The sequence below is a fragment of the Bacillus sp. DWP3-1 genome, assembly GCF_049896565.1.
Taxonomy (GTDB): domain Bacteria; phylum Bacillota; class Bacilli; order Bacillales; family Bacillaceae; genus Bacillus.
Window position 1 is genome coordinate 231,451 of the sequence record NZ_JAFCUN010000003.1, and the last position, 14,562, is coordinate 246,012.

Here is a 14,562-nt window from a genome sequence, read left to right on the forward strand (position 1 = left end):
AAAAACAGCTTTCAAATGAAAGCTGCTAGAACATGCGTAAAATTAGTCCTTCTGTCCTGTGATCGGACGTTCGGATAGTTGATGGAGCTCAGGAACTGGAAAAGCCTCCTGCTCCTCGGCCGATTTGTCTTCTAGGGCTTTCTTCATCTCGGATAATAGCTGTACGCTCTCCTTTGCCACTGCTGCTTTTTTCTCCTGCAAACCAATGATCTGTGAAAGTCCGACGAATAAACCGCCTCCAATAAGAAGGAGCGCAGGGGTTTGTCCATAATAAATCACGATCAAAAATGTGCTCGAAAAGCTGTCGGCTTCAATGAAGAAATCTTCTTTTGATTGCATGAATACAACGACTAACAGGAGTATTCCTAGAATCAAAAATAGAATGCCGGCCGAAAGTAAAGCTCGTTTCATGATTGACACCCTTTTTTTCTTACCATTTTAACATACTCTATCAGGATTGTGTTGCGCCCTTAGTCCCGAAGTCACGGATTTTCACATTTGCTTTGTAACGAATATCTGATTCACTAAAAATCTCATCCCAATGTTTTGCTTCTTTTCGAAAGTCCTTTGGGTAGGCAATACTCGCCTTTTGATAAAACCCGCAAATATCTGCTTTAATCTCATGCTGTAATTCTCCGATGAAATCCTTTACGTTTTTCTCTAATCGACGCTTGACAAAGCCTTCAATTTCTCTGAGATACTTTTCATTAAAAGCGTTTTCGCGTTCATTCCAATCCTCAGACAATCGCCCATCAAGATCCACTGACACATCAAATTGATATTTTCCACTGGCTGATTTATGGGTTTTGATATGGTGCTTGATTTTGAAAATCTCAAAAGAGTAGAGGCTGTGATCATATTCAAATTGTATGACTCCGCCTTCTCCGTCCCCAGTTAACAAATTGTATGACTCCACTGCTGACGGAGAGATATTGGTGAGAAATCGTCTATTCTTAATAATAGAGGCACCGTCGATCATTAATTTTCCTTGATCGACGCTGACTTTCGGAAGAGCAAAGGATACATTGTTTTGCATGGCAGAAGAAATATCTCCTAATGAGACCGTCTTGAACATGGAAATGGTCGTTTTTCTGTTTTCTGAAAGATCGTATAAGGTCGAAGAGGCTGGCTGTCCGTCGTCATTGATTTTCAGCATGTCCCCAGGTTTCTCAGAGGTCATAAAGACGAGGCTTCCTCTCCGCGTTTCATTGTCTCGAATGAATTGATTAATGACGAGGTCGAAATTATTCTCATTGATGAGCTCCTCAGAAAACAAATACACCCTTAGCTGCTGGGCGAAAATGCGGTGGCTTTTCAGCGCCGTTGTGCGGAAAATTTGATGCATAGAATCCCCGCTTGTTTCAATGATTTTCGTAGGGTCTTTGACGCTTGCTTCCTGATCAATCTTTTGAGGAACGAGGACTTGCATAGACACCTTTAATTTATGTCCTTGGTCCCCTTTATCTACTGCAAACCCAATCGCCATGTTGAGCTCCTCAATATTTGTACTATCCCAGCAACCACTTAATAGAACCAGCATCAAAAGAGCACAAGCTGCCTTCTTTTTCATGCTGTTTTCCGCCTCCTTTTGAAAAAAACGATTATAAATAAGAGAAACGGGAGAATGCCGAACAGCAGGAAAAAGAGGTTGTTCACATAGGTTAAATAATCTCGCACTGTATCGACATCCTTTGGGAAAATCGCTGCAAAGTAAATGACAATTCCCATTAGAGCGACGACTACCTTTTTAGGAAACTTGGTCAGTCTGGATACCCCGATTGCGGCAAAAAATGTATATCCGACAAAGCTTGTATACAGCTGAACCAGCCAAACGATAAGCAAAAATGATTCAATTCGTTCAATAAAAATCCCCTGAATATCAAACGATTGGAATAAGGCAATGGTCGGCCAAGTCAAAGCCGCCGTTTCTTTGACCGTCAGCGCACCTATCACAAGAATATAAGTGAAAATATAAATAATCGCAGGAATCAAAAAGCCGACTGTTCCATAAGCAAAAGTGTGTTTTTGCGTGTTCATATAAGCAGGCATAAACAGCATCATTTCAATGCCGACAAACGATATGGCTGATGCATTAAAGGAATTGAAGACAGGGGAGAACCCCTCTCCTAAAACGGGCCGGAGGTTATCTAACTTAAATTCTTGCAAGCTAAGTCCGTAAGCGACAAATAAGATGATGAGCGTCACAATCAAAATAAAAGGAAAAAGCCTGGCTAAATCACCAATCCCGCCAATCACAAGATAAAAACCAACTATAATAAAGCTGATCATTGTCACCGCTACAGGCGTGTTTTGAAGCAGAAAGAATTTCACCATTTCCGACATCGCTCGTACTTCATAGCTGGCGACGCCAAGAAAATAAATAATAATCAAGAGGTTGGCAAGAGCGCCAATCCATTTTCCAAGCCCCTCGTTCGTATAATCATAATAAGAGGAGAAGGGGACTTTTTTCATCATGAGGACATTTGCAAAAATAAACACAATGTAAATGACACTCACGAGTAAGAGTGCAATCCAGCCGTCAGGTGTAGCCGCAGCCTGAGCCATTGATCTTGGTAGAATCATCATACTTGCGCCTAGTGTTGTATTGGCAATAATGGCACTTGCCTGATAGCTGGTAATCGACTCTTTATGATTGACCATGTCGTTCTCCTTTCTTTTGATTTTTTAAAGGCAATCGAATAATGGAATTGTCTTCGTTTTTATAGCTGAATACAAAATCTGGTGAGAAATAAGGCGTGCCAAAACTTTTTTGCCGCGTGAGATGAGTAAGGAGTACAAGCATAAACAGCACAATCCCATATAAACCAAAGGTAGCCGCAGTAAACATGGACACAAAGCGGAGCACACGAAAGGACATGCCCATCCCATATTGAGGAACAGTAAAGGATGCAAGTGCAATGACACTAACGATAATCACCATGATTGAGCTGACAATATGTGCCTGAACGGCAGCCTGTCCAATGACAACCCCGCCAACAAGTCCGATCGTTTGACCGAGCGGGTTTGGCAGCCTTAAGCCAGCTTCTCGCAGCAGCTCAATGGTTATCTCCATGATGAGTGCCTCGACAATGGGTGAAAACGGGACATTTTCCCTTGTGCTCGAGATCGTAATAGCCAGAGTGGTTGGCAAAAGACCTTGATGGAACGACACAAGCGCAATATAAATGGCTGATAAAAATAACGTCAGAAAGATCGAGGTAAACCGCAGCAAACGAATAAGAGAGGCGGCGATCCATCTTTCATAATAATCATCGGGTGATTGCATAATCGTCGCAAGGGATGCAGGTACAATTAACACAAAAGGTGAATGATCGACAAAGATGGCGACCCGGCCATTATTTAAAGCAGACGCCACTTTATCCGGCCGTTCTGTGTTTTGAATTTGTGGAAAAGGAGAATACACATTGTCTTCAATCAGCTCCTCAAGAACACCAGAGTCTTGTATATCATCAATGGTGACTTGCTTGAGCCGTTTTTTGACTTCCTTTAAAACAGGCACTTGAACGATACCGTCGATGTACATGATGGTCACCTGAGTGTATTTCTGTAGACCAATCTTCATATCGACGGTTTTAAGATCGGGGTTTTTCAAGCGCTGTCTTACAAGCGCTAAATTCGTATTTAAATCTTCAATAAAGCCAATTTTTGGTCCTCTCACGACTGTTTCAGAGGTAGCATCCCCTAAACTGCGTTTCTTCGTTCCATGCGTTTCTAAAATATAAGCATGCTGAAATCCATTAATGAGCACCACGCAATGCCCTTCAAAAATCGCATCGACCAATTGTTCAGAGGTCTTCACCGAACGTGTGGTCATCATCGATAAATTGGATTCCAGCTTCTCTTTTGTGAGAGACGTATGATCTTGGAGAAGCAGCTTCAAAAAGGTTTGAATCTCCATCTTTTCGTTCATTTCTTTTATGTATAAATAGTAAACGACTTGCCCGTGAGGCAGCGTTTTTTTCTCATGAACCAAATCGTCCATTTCCTTTAATTGCGGGAGAATGACGGAGAGATTATCGTATAAGTGCTCTTTCAATGGAGTCTGATTCAAAAGGATCACCCGCCTCAATAACTTTTTCTTAGCATTACCTGCTTGAAAAAACAATATTCTGTGTTACATTATTTTGTGGTAAAAGAAAGAATGAGGGTTTTGGAGGAAACAAGATGGCGCAAATTCGTTTAGCAGGAACAAAAGAGGAGATTGACCGTATTCTACAGTCGTTTGACAAGCATTATGAAGTGACATATACATCAAAGGATTACGGAAAAACGAACCCAAAATACAAATATTCGAAAGATGTCCGCGTTTATATTGAACTAAAATTAAAATAAAGATAAAATTTTAATTGAAAACGCTTAAAGGATTTTGGTTTTTTGTATAGAATAGAGTTGAGTGATGAGAAGCTATGGAGGGATACATAATGACGGAATTTAGAATCGAAAAAGATACAATGGGCGAAATCAAGGTGCCAAAGGACAAGTTCTGGGGTGCACAAACACAACGAAGCAAAGAAAATTTCAAAATCGGTTCTGAGAAAATGCCAAAGGAAGTTGTGAATGCGTTTGCAATTTTGAAACGTAGCACAGCGATTGCCAACGAACGTCTTGGCAACCTTGAAAGCGAAAAAGCAAAAGCAATTGCTGCTGTATGTGATGACATCATCAGCGGAAAGTATGACGAGCATTTCCCGCTTGTTGTATGGCAGACAGGCAGTGGAACGCAAAGTAACATGAATATGAACGAAGTCGTTGCAAATAGAGCAACTGCTTACTTGAAAGATAAAAATAGTGAGTTCAGCATTCATCCGAATGATGACGTCAACCGCAGCCAAAGCTCAAACGACACATTCCCAACTGCTATGCACGTGGCAGCTGTTTTAGCTGTGTATAAAAAATTATTGCCGGCGATTGATCAATTAAGAGCCACTCTTGATGAGAAAGCAAAAGCGTATCAAGAGATTGTTAAAATCGGCCGTACGCACTTACAAGACGCAACACCACTGACAGTAGGTCAAGAGATTAGCGGCTGGGTGTACATGCTGGATCGTTCAAAAGAAATGATTCTAGAATCAACTGAAAAAATGAGAGAGCTTGCGATTGGCGGAACAGCTGTTGGTACAGGGATTAACGCACATCCTGAGTTCGGACAATATGTCGCTGAGGAAATCAGCCAACTGACAGGTCAAACATTCAATTCTTCACCAAACAAATTCCATGCGCTGACAAGCCATGATGAAATTACGTATGCACACGGTGCCCTAAAAGCACTTGCAGCTGATTTAATGAAAATTGCCAATGATGTGAGATGGCTGGCAAGTGGTCCGCGCTGCGGAATTGGTGAATTGATCATTCCTGAAAATGAACCAGGAAGCTCCATTATGCCAGGTAAAGTCAACCCAACTCAAAGTGAAGCTTTAACAATGATTGCAGCACAAATCATGGGGAATGATGCAACAATCGGTTTTGCCGCTAGCCAAGGAAACTTTGAGCTGAACGTATTTAAGCCGGTCATCATTTATAACTTCTTACAATCAGTTGAATTACTTGCTGACGGCATGAACTCATTCCATGACAAGTGTGCAGTTGGAATCGAACCAAACCTAGAAACAATCGAGAAAAACTTGAACAATTCATTGATGCTTGTGACGGCACTCAACCCGCACATCGGATATGAAAATGCAGCGAAAATTGCAAAGCTTGCTCACAAAGAAGGTTTAACATTAAAAGAAGCAGCACTTCAATTAGAGCTCTTAACAGAAGAGCAATTTGAAGAGTTTGTGAAACCAAAAGAAATGGTGACACCGAAAGCAAAATAAGAAACCAGGGGCAGCAGCCCCTGGTTTTTTTCTTTGAGAGTATCGAACAAAATGAAAGTCCAGGGACTGCCCTGGGTTCTACAAATGATCCTCTTTCAAAATACGCAAAAGTGATTCAGAGTTGGTTTGGAGCGGTGCGTATAATTTTAATTGATACAGCATGCCTTTTACGATGACTTGTCTTGGTTTTTGTTTGTTTAATTCATTTTCTAAAATGCCAAGCGCTTCAAATAAATCTGGCTCGTCTTTCACTTCATAGTGTGCTTCAGCCTGCTCTCTTAATTCTTTTAAAAGAGATTCTGTCAGCGGGTCGAATGACCGTTCGTAAATAGGACCAAACCAATCGCTCGCTTGATCTACAGATATGAGCGGAAAATCATTTCGCTCCATCATACCGCCCATCAAATCATCGATACGGTGAATCATCGTTGCAGCTAGCTCCTCAGCCTCCAGCTGAAAATCATATAAAATCGCAAGCTCGAAATAAACGTGGCTCATGCCCTCAATCGTCAAACAAAGATCAGCCATATAAGGAATCGCTGCATCTCCATATACCTGCTTAATGTTATCAATGTGAAGCTGAATGGTGGCAAGTCTGATTTGTTTTGCGAGCTGCTGCGTTTCTTCATTCATTGGCAGTGCTCGATCGCTCAGTTGCATTTTAATAAAATCCTTTTGCTGCAAAATATTATCGTAGTAGACAGTGAGCTGTTTGCGGTAGGCTTCTTTTGGTGTGCCGCCCTCTGTTTGAACCTCATGAATCCGGGTAAATACCTTATCATAATAGTAATGCAAGATTGAAATGAGCAGTGCTTCCTTTGATTTGAAATAAAGATAAAAAGCACCCTTTGACATGTGGCATTCATCCGCAATTTCCTGAACAGACGTTGTATTGTAGCCTTTGCTGGCAAACAATTTCATGCCGGCCTCAATGATCATTTTTTCTTTCTTTTTCAATATGAATGTCATCCTTTCTTACCGAGAGACAAATGTCTTAGGAAACGTGCGCAAAGAGATATGACTTATCGGTCATAAACGACGAAAGTTTTCAAAAATTAATCAGATTGTAACTTGTTTTTTACAGTGTAATTCTTTATATTATAAAGTAAGGTGACCAACTGGTCAAAAAATGTGAAAGGATGATGTTCCATGAGAGAAATCGATGATATGATGAGACGCTTGCGAACAAAAGGAATACAAGTAGAAAAAGTCAAAATGCCGAAAGAGACAACCATTGAAAAGAAATGGATGTATCAAGCTGGCAAGAAAATCAAAGCCACATACCGTGATTTCAATGGGTATTCATTCATCTAAAAAAGACTGCGGTCAAAAAACTACAGTCTCTTCTTTGGAACCGTGATCGTATAACGTACACCTAGATCATCATTTTCAATTGATATAGACGCTTGATGCATGGAGAGAATTTTTTTGACAATGCTTAATCCAATACCGAATTCGCCCTTTTTTCCCTTACTAAAAGGTTCGTATAGGTTGGATAGCATATGTTCTTCAATGTGAGGACCGTCATTACGAATGACAATGCATATTTGATCCTCTTCCTGTTTCATTTGGATATCAATTTTACTTTTTGCGTAGCGGAGTTGATTTTCTAGTACATTCTCAAATAATTTGCTCCATTGTTCTGGATCGCCTTCAAGAGCAGCCTCATCATCTAAGTCCACGTTCCACTGCAATTCATTTTTCGACCAGCGTATTCGGTCGACCACTTCCAGCATCGTATTACTGAGTAGGAAGGAAGCATGTGCGGGGTGTTGTTTTGATAAATAATCAAGCTTTGTTAAGTACAGCAAATCCTTGATTTTCTTCTCAAGTTTTTCCGCTTCACCTTCAATGACTTCCACCGTTTGTTCAAGATCTCCCTTAGGAAAAATACCATCTTTAATCGACTGCGTATAGCCGCGGATGACCATGACAGGTGTCTTTAAGTCATGTGATATATTTTGCAAAAGAGTCCGTTCTGTTTCATCCTTTTGAATGAGCTTTTGTCTCATTTCTTCAATGGTATGACCAAGCTTCCCGATCTCATCTTGCCGGTCAACGATGACAGGGTCGTCCCAGTCCTCTTGCGCAATCCGCTTCACGTGCTTTTCAAATGCAACGATTGGACGGGATAAGTAGCGGGCAAGCCAAATCGATGGAATCCAGCTTAATAAAATAACGGTGCCCAGGATAAATATCAGCTGTTTAAACAGCGTAAAGGACAGGTCGTCTCGATAAGAGTCTGGTGCATAGGACAGAAGAATATATTGTGTATTGTCTGTTGATACTTTTTTGATGACAAAAAAGATGTGCTGGCCATTCACCTCTTCAGAATAGCGTTTCGTTGCGCTTTTTTGTTTTTTCACAAAGGCTTGGATTTTCTCAATAAAGGCGTGCGGGAAAAACTGCGCCATTTGGTTTAATTCATCTGACGGAATCAGAATGTGCTGCACCGAGCGGTTTTCCGGTGTCGACTTTGGCGAGCCGTCTCGGTTCAACGGATATTCTGTGAGCACCTGCTGTTCATTTTCGATATTTTTATAAATTTCATTCGTGAAAAAGTTTCGTAATGTATTGGAAAATAGGATGATCAGGACAATCGAGATCGTGAGCAAAATACCAGAGATGACGACCCAAATTTGAAAAGCGAGCGGTTTGTTCTTCATCCTTTTAGCATCCTATAGCCAAATCCATAGATGGTCTCGACCTTTAAGTCGGGCATTTTTTTGCGTAGCCGTCTGACAAGGTCATCGACCACACGATCTGTTCCGAAGTAATCGTGTCCCCAAATTTTGACGAGGATATCTTCACGAGAAAAAGCATGTCCCTGATGATGTGTAAATAAAAGCAGCAAGTCAAATTCCTTAGAAGTTAAGTTAATCAGCTGATCTCCTTCATACACCTCTCTTACATCCTCATGAATGACATAGGAGGAGACGGGTGTGACGCTTTTCTGCTGCGGAGTATCGCTGTTTTTGTACACAAGTTCAAGCAGCTTTTGCACCCGAATGATCAGCTCGCGCGGAAGAAATGGCTTCGCAATATAATCACTGCTTCCCAGCTCTAAGCCGAGGACACGGTCGATATCTGCATCGCGTGCTGAAATGAAAATGACCGGTACGTCAGGTGATGCGGCTTTGATTTCTTTAATGAGTGTGTAGCCATCTGTATCAGGCAGCATGATATCTAAAATCCATAGATGCGGCGGCTTGTTCATTGCCCGGCGTGCCGCTTCTCCGGTTAAAAAAGAGGAGACATTCCAATTTTCACTTTCTAAATATTTGGTTAAAAGTTCGTTTAAGTTTTGTTCATCTTCCACTAAATAAATGGTGTACGACAAAGTCTTCCACATCCTCTCAACGTCATTATAACGGGATACAAAGGCGGCATGTCAACAATCACATGCTTTTTTCACAATTTCACATATTCTTCTCATCATTATCCCATAATGTTTGTTTATGATAAGCTCAAGGGAAAAAAGGGCATAGACAAAAGGTAGATAAATAGGTGCTTTTCACGAATGTGCGCACCTTGCTTTTTTTCTATCAATAAGTATTATATAATTTGACATATTGTCATGAAGTATCTTCAATGATATTGCCATTAAGAGGACATGAGTCCTATCTAAACATATGAATCAAGCAGTCATGAACACGATGTAAAGGAGTGCAAGCGATGGATTTCCGAAGAGAAGATGAAGAGAAGAAGATGAATCATCAAGAAGATGTGCATCAAGAGAATGAGAAACAAATAGACGAACCAGAAAAAGAAAAGGAACTCGTTTATCAACCTCATGAAAACGAAGCATCTGCCACTCAGGAGAGTGTGACAAACCATTCTCCTCAAATGGAGGATGACCGTGCGTCGAAAAAGGAGAAAAAGCGGAAAGCGGCATGGCTCAGTCCGATCCTTGGAGGGATTATTGGCGGAGGCCTTGTGCTTGGCATTACACCGCTTTTGCCGCAGTCACAGGACACAGCTGCAAACACACAAACGCAAACAGCTTCAAGTGAGCCGGCAGCTTCTGATAATTTCTCAACAAAACAAATCACCAATGCCACGAATGTCGCTGATATGGTAGAAGATTTAGAGCCAACCATTGTAGGAGTCTCAAACTATCAATCTACACAAAATTCGTTTGGCCTTAGCGGTGACTCAACAGAAGCTGAAGCTGGAACGGGTTCTGGTGTCGTCTTTAAAAAAGATGGCAAAAAAGCGTACATTATTACAAATAACCACGTAGTCGAGGGTGCCAATAAACTGAAGGTCACACTTTATGATGGGAAAACAAAAGACGCAAAGCTGGTCGGCAATGATGTGATGACAGATTTAGCTGTTGTTGAAATCAATGCAGACGGCATTGATAAAGTGGCGAGCTTTGGTGATTCTTCTAAGCTCCGTGCTGGAGACAAAGTGATCGCAATTGGGAACCCGCTCGGTGCACAGTTCTCTGGTACTGTGACAGAAGGGATTATTAGTGGTCTTGATCGTACAGTTGAAGCGAACACATCATCTGGTACGGTGGAAATGAATGTACTGCAAACAGATGCAGCGATTAACCCCGGGAACAGCGGGGGACCGCTTATCAATACAGATGGTCAAGTGATTGGCATCAACAGTTTAAAAATTAGCGAAAGCGGTGTGGAATCACTTGGCTTTGCGATTCCAAGTAACGATGTCAAACCGATTGTAGATGAGCTGTTGAAAAATGGAAAGGTTGAACGTCCTTACCTTGGCGTACAAATGATTGACCTTGAGCAAGTGCCTGAAACGTATCAAGAAAATACGCTCGGCTTATTTGATAAACAAATCGGCAAAGGGATTTATGTAAAAGATGTATCAAAAGGATCACCTGCACAAAAAGCAGGCTTGAAATCTGGAGATGTCATCATCAAATTCAAAGGGAAAAACGTGGCAAACAGCTCTCAGCTGAAAGAAATTTTGTACAAAGAAACAAAAGTCGGCGATAAAACGACAATGACTGTCATTCGTGAAGGGAAAAATAAAAATCTAGACATTACCCTTGGACAGTCTGAAACCGAATAAATGAAAAAACAGGTGGACGTTAAAGGTCTACCTGTTTTTTTATGCTTATTTTTTTGAAGAGAGTGTACGTAATATGATCTTTTCCCACATGCTCCAAGGCAAGAGCTGCTTTGCTGTGAATGAAAGTCGCACCCCTTTCCCAATCGGATATCTCAACTTTTTCAGCCGTTTCTTCTCGGCTAATCGAATCACAAGCTCTGCGACTTCACGCGGGTCACCGTAGTTGGTTTTCTGGGCATTGATATAAACCATCATCTTTTGATAGATGCTTGTGTATTTCGATCCTTCCTCTGGCTGCAACATGTGCTCGTTCATAGACGTGTTCCAAATATTTGTTTGGAAAGAGCCTGGCTCGATCAAGGCTGCCTGTATACCGAACGAGGCCAGTTCAATGCGCAAGCTCTCTGTATAGCCCTCCAAAGCAAACTTGGAGGATACATATGGAGAAAGTGCGGGCATTCCCATTAATCCGCTGATGCTGCTCATATTGAATATCTTTGCACCATTTGTCATAAACGGAAGGACGGCTTGTGTCATTTCCATGACTCCGAAGACGTTTACATCAAATTGCTGGCGGTACGTGTCAACAGGAACCTCTTCAGCAAAACCCGCATAGGCTGTTCCCGCATTGTTGACAAGCAAGGTAATGGGGGCGTAAGCATGTAGCTTTTTCTGAAATGCTTGAATCGACTGCATATCTGTCACATCTAATGCTTCAATATGTATCGCTTCGGATAAAGAGGCTTGCTTGATCTCTTCGGCAAGCTTTTTCGCATTGGCTTCCTGCCTGACCCCTGCAATCACTGTATAGCCTTGCTTGGCGAGACCTATCGTGATGAGCTTGCCAAAGCCGCTATTGGCGCCAGTTACAATGGCTGTTCTTTTCATCATCTCGTTCTCCTTTTTGTTTCAATCTACCATAGTCCGCTGTTTTATTGAATAACGAAAAGCAGGATGGAGAAGAATAAAAAGCGATGATAAGAAATAGGAGGAAGCACATGATGTGTTGGAAGAAGGCGGGACAAATAGGAGTGCTGCTTTTTATGCTGTCTGGCTGCCAATCAATCGAACCGCTGCAGCAAACAAAGGAAGCAGAAGCAGAGAGTCTCTCAGCGGTTCAAATGAAGGAACTTCCATTTGAGCATCTCCACCTGCATGTTCAATACGGGCAGAAAAGCGAATTATACGAAGCCACCTATCGTCAGGCGAAAGGCAAAGAAGAAGCACTTATCCGTGATCATATGAACGGTGTCCGCTATGAAGGTGAAGAAGCATTACGCGAGATGAAGATGAAGCTAAATGATATGTCTATTCCTAGTGAGAAGATCAATGATGCGTATGTAAATGAGCTATTAGCCGCTTTTAATCTAGACGATGATTATCAGCGGATTCAGGTCGATATTAAGCTTGAAGATGGGACCAAACGTACATTCCAAAAGAAGAAGTAAAACGAGACTTTCTCATTTTTTAATTGAAAATGATTTTCAAGATCACTTAAATCTGATACACTAAATTGAGATAAGTGATCTTTTCCGTCTATACATAGACGATATTTCATATAAAAAATTTGCATGAGAAAAGGAGCGTTTGAGCGGAATGAGTGCCATTTCTACTGAAGGTTTAAGCTTAGGCTACGGAGAAACAATGATCATAGATGAACTAAATGTATCAATCCCTAAGGGTGAAATCACAGTATTTATTGGCAGCAATGGATGCGGTAAATCCACGCTACTTCGCTCTTTGGCCCGTCTCATGAAGCCAATGGGTGGTTCTGTCCTGCTTGAAGGTCATTCCATTGCCAAATTACCAACAAAGGAAGTAGCGAAACAGCTCGCCATTCTTCCGCAAGGACCAGAAGCGCCAGAAGGATTGACGGTGCATCAATTAGTGAAGCAAGGCAGATATCCTTATCAAAATTGGCTGAAGCAGTGGTCGAAGCAAGACGAGGAAGCGGTGAATCGCGCACTGAAGTCAACAAAGATGGAAGACCTCGCTGATCGAACAGTCGATTCATTATCAGGTGGACAAAGGCAGCGTGCATGGATTGCGATGACGTTAGCGCAGGAGACGGATATCATCTTGTTAGATGAGCCGACGACGTATTTAGACATGACGCATCAAATTGAAATTCTAGACCTTCTGTTTGACTTAAATGAAAAAGAGCAGCGCACGATTGTCATGGTTCTTCATGACCTGAATCTCGCATGCAGATATGCTCATCACCTTGTAGCGATTAAAGACAAGACGATTTATGCAGAAGGCAGACCAGAAACAGTTATTAATTGTGATCTCGTGAAAAATGTCTTTGATATGAACTGCCAAGTGACGACAGATCCTTTATTCGGGACACCATTATGTATTCCGCACGGTAGAGGACGCTGTATTGTGCAGCAAGCGCAAGCGGAGACATTTCTTGCTGCAAGATAATCGTATGTCAAAAGCCTGACATCTGTTACGCACAGAGTCAGGCTTTTTTCTTAAAAAGGGAGCGGAAACTCAATGGGAAATGAATTAGATGAAAAGCTTGAGGGCTTGCTTGATAAATATACAGAGCTGCTGCTTGGTGAATCAACAGACGCGCTGAAACAAGATGTGAAACAGTGGGTGATTTATTCTCATATTGCAAAAAGCATGCCGCCTCTAGCAAAGCACTTTAATGAAACGTATCCAGAGGCGAAGGAAGAAATCAAAGAAACAATTCAGCGGATCAAACAAATGAACGAAGCTCATCGAGCCAATCAAGACCGTTAAAAAACTGCCAGCACTACACTGGCAGTTTTTCTTTATGACATCTGTGATGGTCCGTATGGAGATTGATCTGTCAGTGTTTGCTGGAATTTCTGGTGTGCCTGCTGGAGCTTTTGCTGTTCAGCGGCTTCAACAGAATACCAGCCATATCGGAACATGACATCATATAAATGTCTTTGTGTTTTCTGAGTTTCTAGCGCAATTCGCTGAATATCTTGGTAAAGAGATTCATGACTGAATTCATTGAGCGCTGTGTTGTAACCGCTTGTCATATATTTTTCAGTCGACAAAAGGTCTGTGACAAAATCACGATCATTCATGTTTGTTGTCGTGGGAACCGGAGTTTGTGGATTCCCGATTTTTTGTTGGTTTTGTTGTTCCATGTTTTTTCCTCCTATTGCATAAAGCCAGTAGACTGGCCTTGCCCTGAGCTGCCTAAATGCTGAAGAATTTGTGTGTAATGCTGATGATGCATTTGGCCCACTTGATTTAATTCTTGTTTCAAAGTCTGGTCTTGGCAGTGCTCGGCCATAAAGTGAGCCTTTTTCATAGCGATCAAGTTCCAATTCAGCATATCCTCTAAGTACAAGGAATCCTTCACTGAAATGACTTGCGGGGGCATATTCATTTGCTGATTGTTCAAGATGTGTTCCTCCTTACGATTTTGTTTCCTTACTGATTCTTTTTATATTGCTGATTTTGACTGGTCTTTTTGCCGCCTAGGTCTGCTTCCTGTGATGGACCTGCGTTTCCTTTTACACTTGCAGCACTTACGCCTGCTTTCGATGGGTTTTTCTTCAAACGAGACATGTGGACATCACCTCCATTCTTACAATGCCCTCTCATCTTTAATTCATACGCCGCAAAGTAAGGCACATCAGAATGTGTAAATTTTTGAAATCCGCTCTTGAACTGTTTCGGAAAATCTTTT

General features: G+C 41.6%; 18 protein-coding genes. 7 read left to right on the forward strand and 11 right to left on the reverse strand.

Features of this window, described 5'->3' with window-relative positions:
- Positions 1-42: 42 nt before the first annotated feature.
- Genes ACP7A0_RS08815 through ACP7A0_RS08830 form a run of 4 tightly spaced genes read right to left on the reverse strand, consistent with a single transcriptional unit; the run spans position 43 to position 4,072 of the window.
- Positions 43-411 (reverse strand): hypothetical protein, encoded by a 369-nt coding sequence (locus ACP7A0_RS08815; RefSeq protein ID WP_034659936.1) that lies wholly within the window; start codon positions 409-411, stop codon positions 43-45.
- 40 nt (positions 412-451) lie between these two features.
- Positions 452-1,570, reverse strand: a complete 1,119-nt coding sequence (locus ACP7A0_RS08820; RefSeq protein WP_426004871.1) for a Ger(x)C family spore germination protein — start codon at positions 1,568-1,570, stop codon at positions 452-454.
- Positions 1,567-2,661: a GerAB/ArcD/ProY family transporter gene (locus tag ACP7A0_RS08825; protein ID WP_034659933.1), complete on the reverse strand. Its 1,095-nt coding sequence runs from the start codon at positions 2,659-2,661 to the stop codon at positions 1,567-1,569. The genes ACP7A0_RS08820 and ACP7A0_RS08825 overlap by 4 nt, the downstream gene beginning before the upstream one ends.
- Positions 2,648-4,072: a spore germination protein gene (locus ACP7A0_RS08830; RefSeq protein WP_034659932.1), complete on the reverse strand. Its 1,425-nt coding sequence runs from the start codon at positions 4,070-4,072 to the stop codon at positions 2,648-2,650. The genes ACP7A0_RS08825 and ACP7A0_RS08830 overlap by 14 nt, the downstream gene beginning before the upstream one ends.
- 113 nt (positions 4,073-4,185) lie before the next feature.
- On the opposite strand from ACP7A0_RS08830, the gene ACP7A0_RS08835 reads away from it, so the two are divergent.
- Positions 4,186-4,353 carry a YvzF family protein gene (locus ACP7A0_RS08835; RefSeq protein ID WP_003213147.1) on the forward strand — a complete coding sequence of 56 codons (168 nt, stop codon included), beginning with the start codon at positions 4,186-4,188 and terminating at the stop codon, positions 4,351-4,353.
- Between the two features lie 89 nt (positions 4,354-4,442).
- Positions 4,443-5,837: a class II fumarate hydratase gene (gene fumC, locus ACP7A0_RS08840; protein ID WP_375566311.1), complete on the forward strand. Its 1,395-nt coding sequence runs from the start codon at positions 4,443-4,445 to the stop codon at positions 5,835-5,837.
- A gap of 78 nt (positions 5,838-5,915) precedes the next feature.
- On the opposite strand, the gene ACP7A0_RS08845 is transcribed toward fumC, so the two are convergent.
- Positions 5,916-6,794, reverse strand: a complete 879-nt coding sequence (locus ACP7A0_RS08845) for a TetR/AcrR family transcriptional regulator (RefSeq protein ID WP_106030477.1) — start codon at positions 6,792-6,794, stop codon at positions 5,916-5,918.
- 192 nt (positions 6,795-6,986) lie between these two features.
- Between ACP7A0_RS08845 and spxO the strand changes: the two genes are divergently transcribed.
- Entirely contained in the window at positions 6,987-7,151 is a 165-nt protein-coding gene (gene spxO, locus ACP7A0_RS08850) for an anti-adapter protein SpxO (RefSeq protein ID WP_095285802.1), read from the forward strand.
- A 20-nt stretch (positions 7,152-7,171) separates the two neighbouring features.
- Here the strand turns inward: spxO and ACP7A0_RS08855 are convergent, their stop codons facing one another.
- On the reverse strand, positions 7,172-8,503 hold the full coding sequence (locus ACP7A0_RS08855) for a sensor histidine kinase (RefSeq protein ID WP_066030423.1): 1,332 nt from the start codon (positions 8,501-8,503) through the stop codon (positions 7,172-7,174).
- Entirely contained in the window at positions 8,500-9,177 is a 678-nt protein-coding gene (locus ACP7A0_RS08860) for a response regulator transcription factor (protein ID WP_066030424.1), read from the reverse strand. The genes ACP7A0_RS08855 and ACP7A0_RS08860 overlap by 4 nt, the downstream gene beginning before the upstream one ends.
- Before the next feature lie 335 nt (positions 9,178-9,512).
- Between ACP7A0_RS08860 and ACP7A0_RS08865 the strand changes: the two genes are divergently transcribed.
- Positions 9,513-10,883: a S1C family serine protease gene (locus ACP7A0_RS08865; protein ID WP_034659926.1), complete on the forward strand. Its 1,371-nt coding sequence runs from the start codon at positions 9,513-9,515 to the stop codon at positions 10,881-10,883.
- Between the two features lie 45 nt (positions 10,884-10,928).
- On the opposite strand, the gene ACP7A0_RS08870 is transcribed toward ACP7A0_RS08865, so the two are convergent.
- Positions 10,929-11,774, reverse strand: a complete 846-nt coding sequence (locus ACP7A0_RS08870; RefSeq protein ID WP_223260737.1) for an oxidoreductase — start codon at positions 11,772-11,774, stop codon at positions 10,929-10,931.
- Between the two features lie 110 nt (positions 11,775-11,884).
- Here ACP7A0_RS08870 and ACP7A0_RS08875 point away from each other — a divergent pair, with 110 nt between their 5' ends.
- The 3 genes from ACP7A0_RS08875 to ACP7A0_RS08885 all read left to right on the forward strand — a co-directional run bounded on the left by ACP7A0_RS08875 (position 11,885) and on the right by ACP7A0_RS08885 (position 13,634).
- On the forward strand, positions 11,885-12,331 hold the full coding sequence (locus tag ACP7A0_RS08875; RefSeq protein WP_170938423.1) for a YusW family protein: 447 nt from the start codon (positions 11,885-11,887) through the stop codon (positions 12,329-12,331).
- A gap of 148 nt (positions 12,332-12,479) precedes the next feature.
- Positions 12,480-13,310, forward strand: coding sequence for an ABC transporter ATP-binding protein (locus ACP7A0_RS08880; protein ID WP_003213584.1), 831 nt, complete (start codon positions 12,480-12,482; stop codon positions 13,308-13,310).
- A gap of 72 nt (positions 13,311-13,382) precedes the next feature.
- Positions 13,383-13,634 (forward strand): YusU family protein, encoded by a 252-nt coding sequence (locus ACP7A0_RS08885; RefSeq protein WP_066030425.1) that lies wholly within the window; start codon positions 13,383-13,385, stop codon positions 13,632-13,634.
- A gap of 32 nt (positions 13,635-13,666) precedes the next feature.
- Here ACP7A0_RS08885 and ACP7A0_RS08890 read toward each other — a convergent pair whose 3' ends face one another.
- The 3 genes from ACP7A0_RS08890 to ACP7A0_RS08900 are packed head-to-tail and all read right to left on the reverse strand — an operon-like array spanning position 13,667 to position 14,441.
- On the reverse strand, positions 13,667-14,014 hold the full coding sequence (locus tag ACP7A0_RS08890) for a spore coat protein (RefSeq protein WP_034659918.1): 348 nt from the start codon (positions 14,012-14,014) through the stop codon (positions 13,667-13,669).
- Positions 14,015-14,025: 11 nt separating this feature from the next.
- A complete protein-coding gene (locus tag ACP7A0_RS08895; RefSeq protein WP_223249598.1) occupies positions 14,026-14,277 on the reverse strand; it encodes a hypothetical protein in 252 nt (83 codons plus the stop codon).
- Between the two features lie 26 nt (positions 14,278-14,303).
- Positions 14,304-14,441 carry a YuzL family protein gene (locus ACP7A0_RS08900; protein WP_003212904.1) on the reverse strand — a complete coding sequence of 46 codons (138 nt, stop codon included), beginning with the start codon at positions 14,439-14,441 and terminating at the stop codon, positions 14,304-14,306.
- Positions 14,442-14,562: the final 121 nt, after the last annotated feature.

Excerpts from the sequence above, each read along its gene's own strand:
- ACP7A0_RS08815 (WP_034659936.1), bottom strand. The coding sequence starts at position 411 with ATGAAACGAGCTTTACTTTCGGCCGGCATTCTATTTTTGATTCTAGGA.
- ACP7A0_RS08820 (WP_426004871.1), bottom strand. The coding sequence starts at position 1,570 with ATGAAAAAGAAGGCAGCTTGTGCTCTTTTGATGCTGGTTCTATTAAGT.
- ACP7A0_RS08825 (WP_034659933.1), bottom strand. The coding sequence starts at position 2,661 with ATGGTCAATCATAAAGAGTCGATTACCAGCTATCAGGCAAGTGCCATT.
- ACP7A0_RS08835 (WP_003213147.1), top strand. The coding sequence starts at position 4,186 with ATGGCGCAAATTCGTTTAGCAGGAACAAAAGAGGAGATTGACCGTATT.
- fumC (WP_375566311.1), top strand. The coding sequence starts at position 4,443 with ATGACGGAATTTAGAATCGAAAAAGATACAATGGGCGAAATCAAGGTG.
- spxO (WP_095285802.1), top strand. The coding sequence starts at position 6,987 with ATGAGAGAAATCGATGATATGATGAGACGCTTGCGAACAAAAGGAATA.
- ACP7A0_RS08855 (WP_066030423.1), bottom strand. The coding sequence starts at position 8,503 with ATGAAGAACAAACCGCTCGCTTTTCAAATTTGGGTCGTCATCTCTGGT.
- ACP7A0_RS08865 (WP_034659926.1), top strand. The coding sequence starts at position 9,513 with ATGGATTTCCGAAGAGAAGATGAAGAGAAGAAGATGAATCATCAAGAA.
- ACP7A0_RS08870 (WP_223260737.1), bottom strand. The coding sequence starts at position 11,774 with ATGATGAAAAGAACAGCCATTGTAACTGGCGCCAATAGCGGCTTTGGC.
- ACP7A0_RS08875 (WP_170938423.1), top strand. The coding sequence starts at position 11,885 with ATGTGTTGGAAGAAGGCGGGACAAATAGGAGTGCTGCTTTTTATGCTG.
- ACP7A0_RS08880 (WP_003213584.1), top strand. The coding sequence starts at position 12,480 with ATGAGTGCCATTTCTACTGAAGGTTTAAGCTTAGGCTACGGAGAAACA.
- ACP7A0_RS08885 (WP_066030425.1), top strand. The coding sequence starts at position 13,383 with ATGGGAAATGAATTAGATGAAAAGCTTGAGGGCTTGCTTGATAAATAT.
- ACP7A0_RS08890 (WP_034659918.1), bottom strand. The coding sequence starts at position 14,014 with ATGGAACAACAAAACCAACAAAAAATCGGGAATCCACAAACTCCGGTT.
- ACP7A0_RS08900 (WP_003212904.1), bottom strand. The coding sequence starts at position 14,441 with ATGTCTCGTTTGAAGAAAAACCCATCGAAAGCAGGCGTAAGTGCTGCA.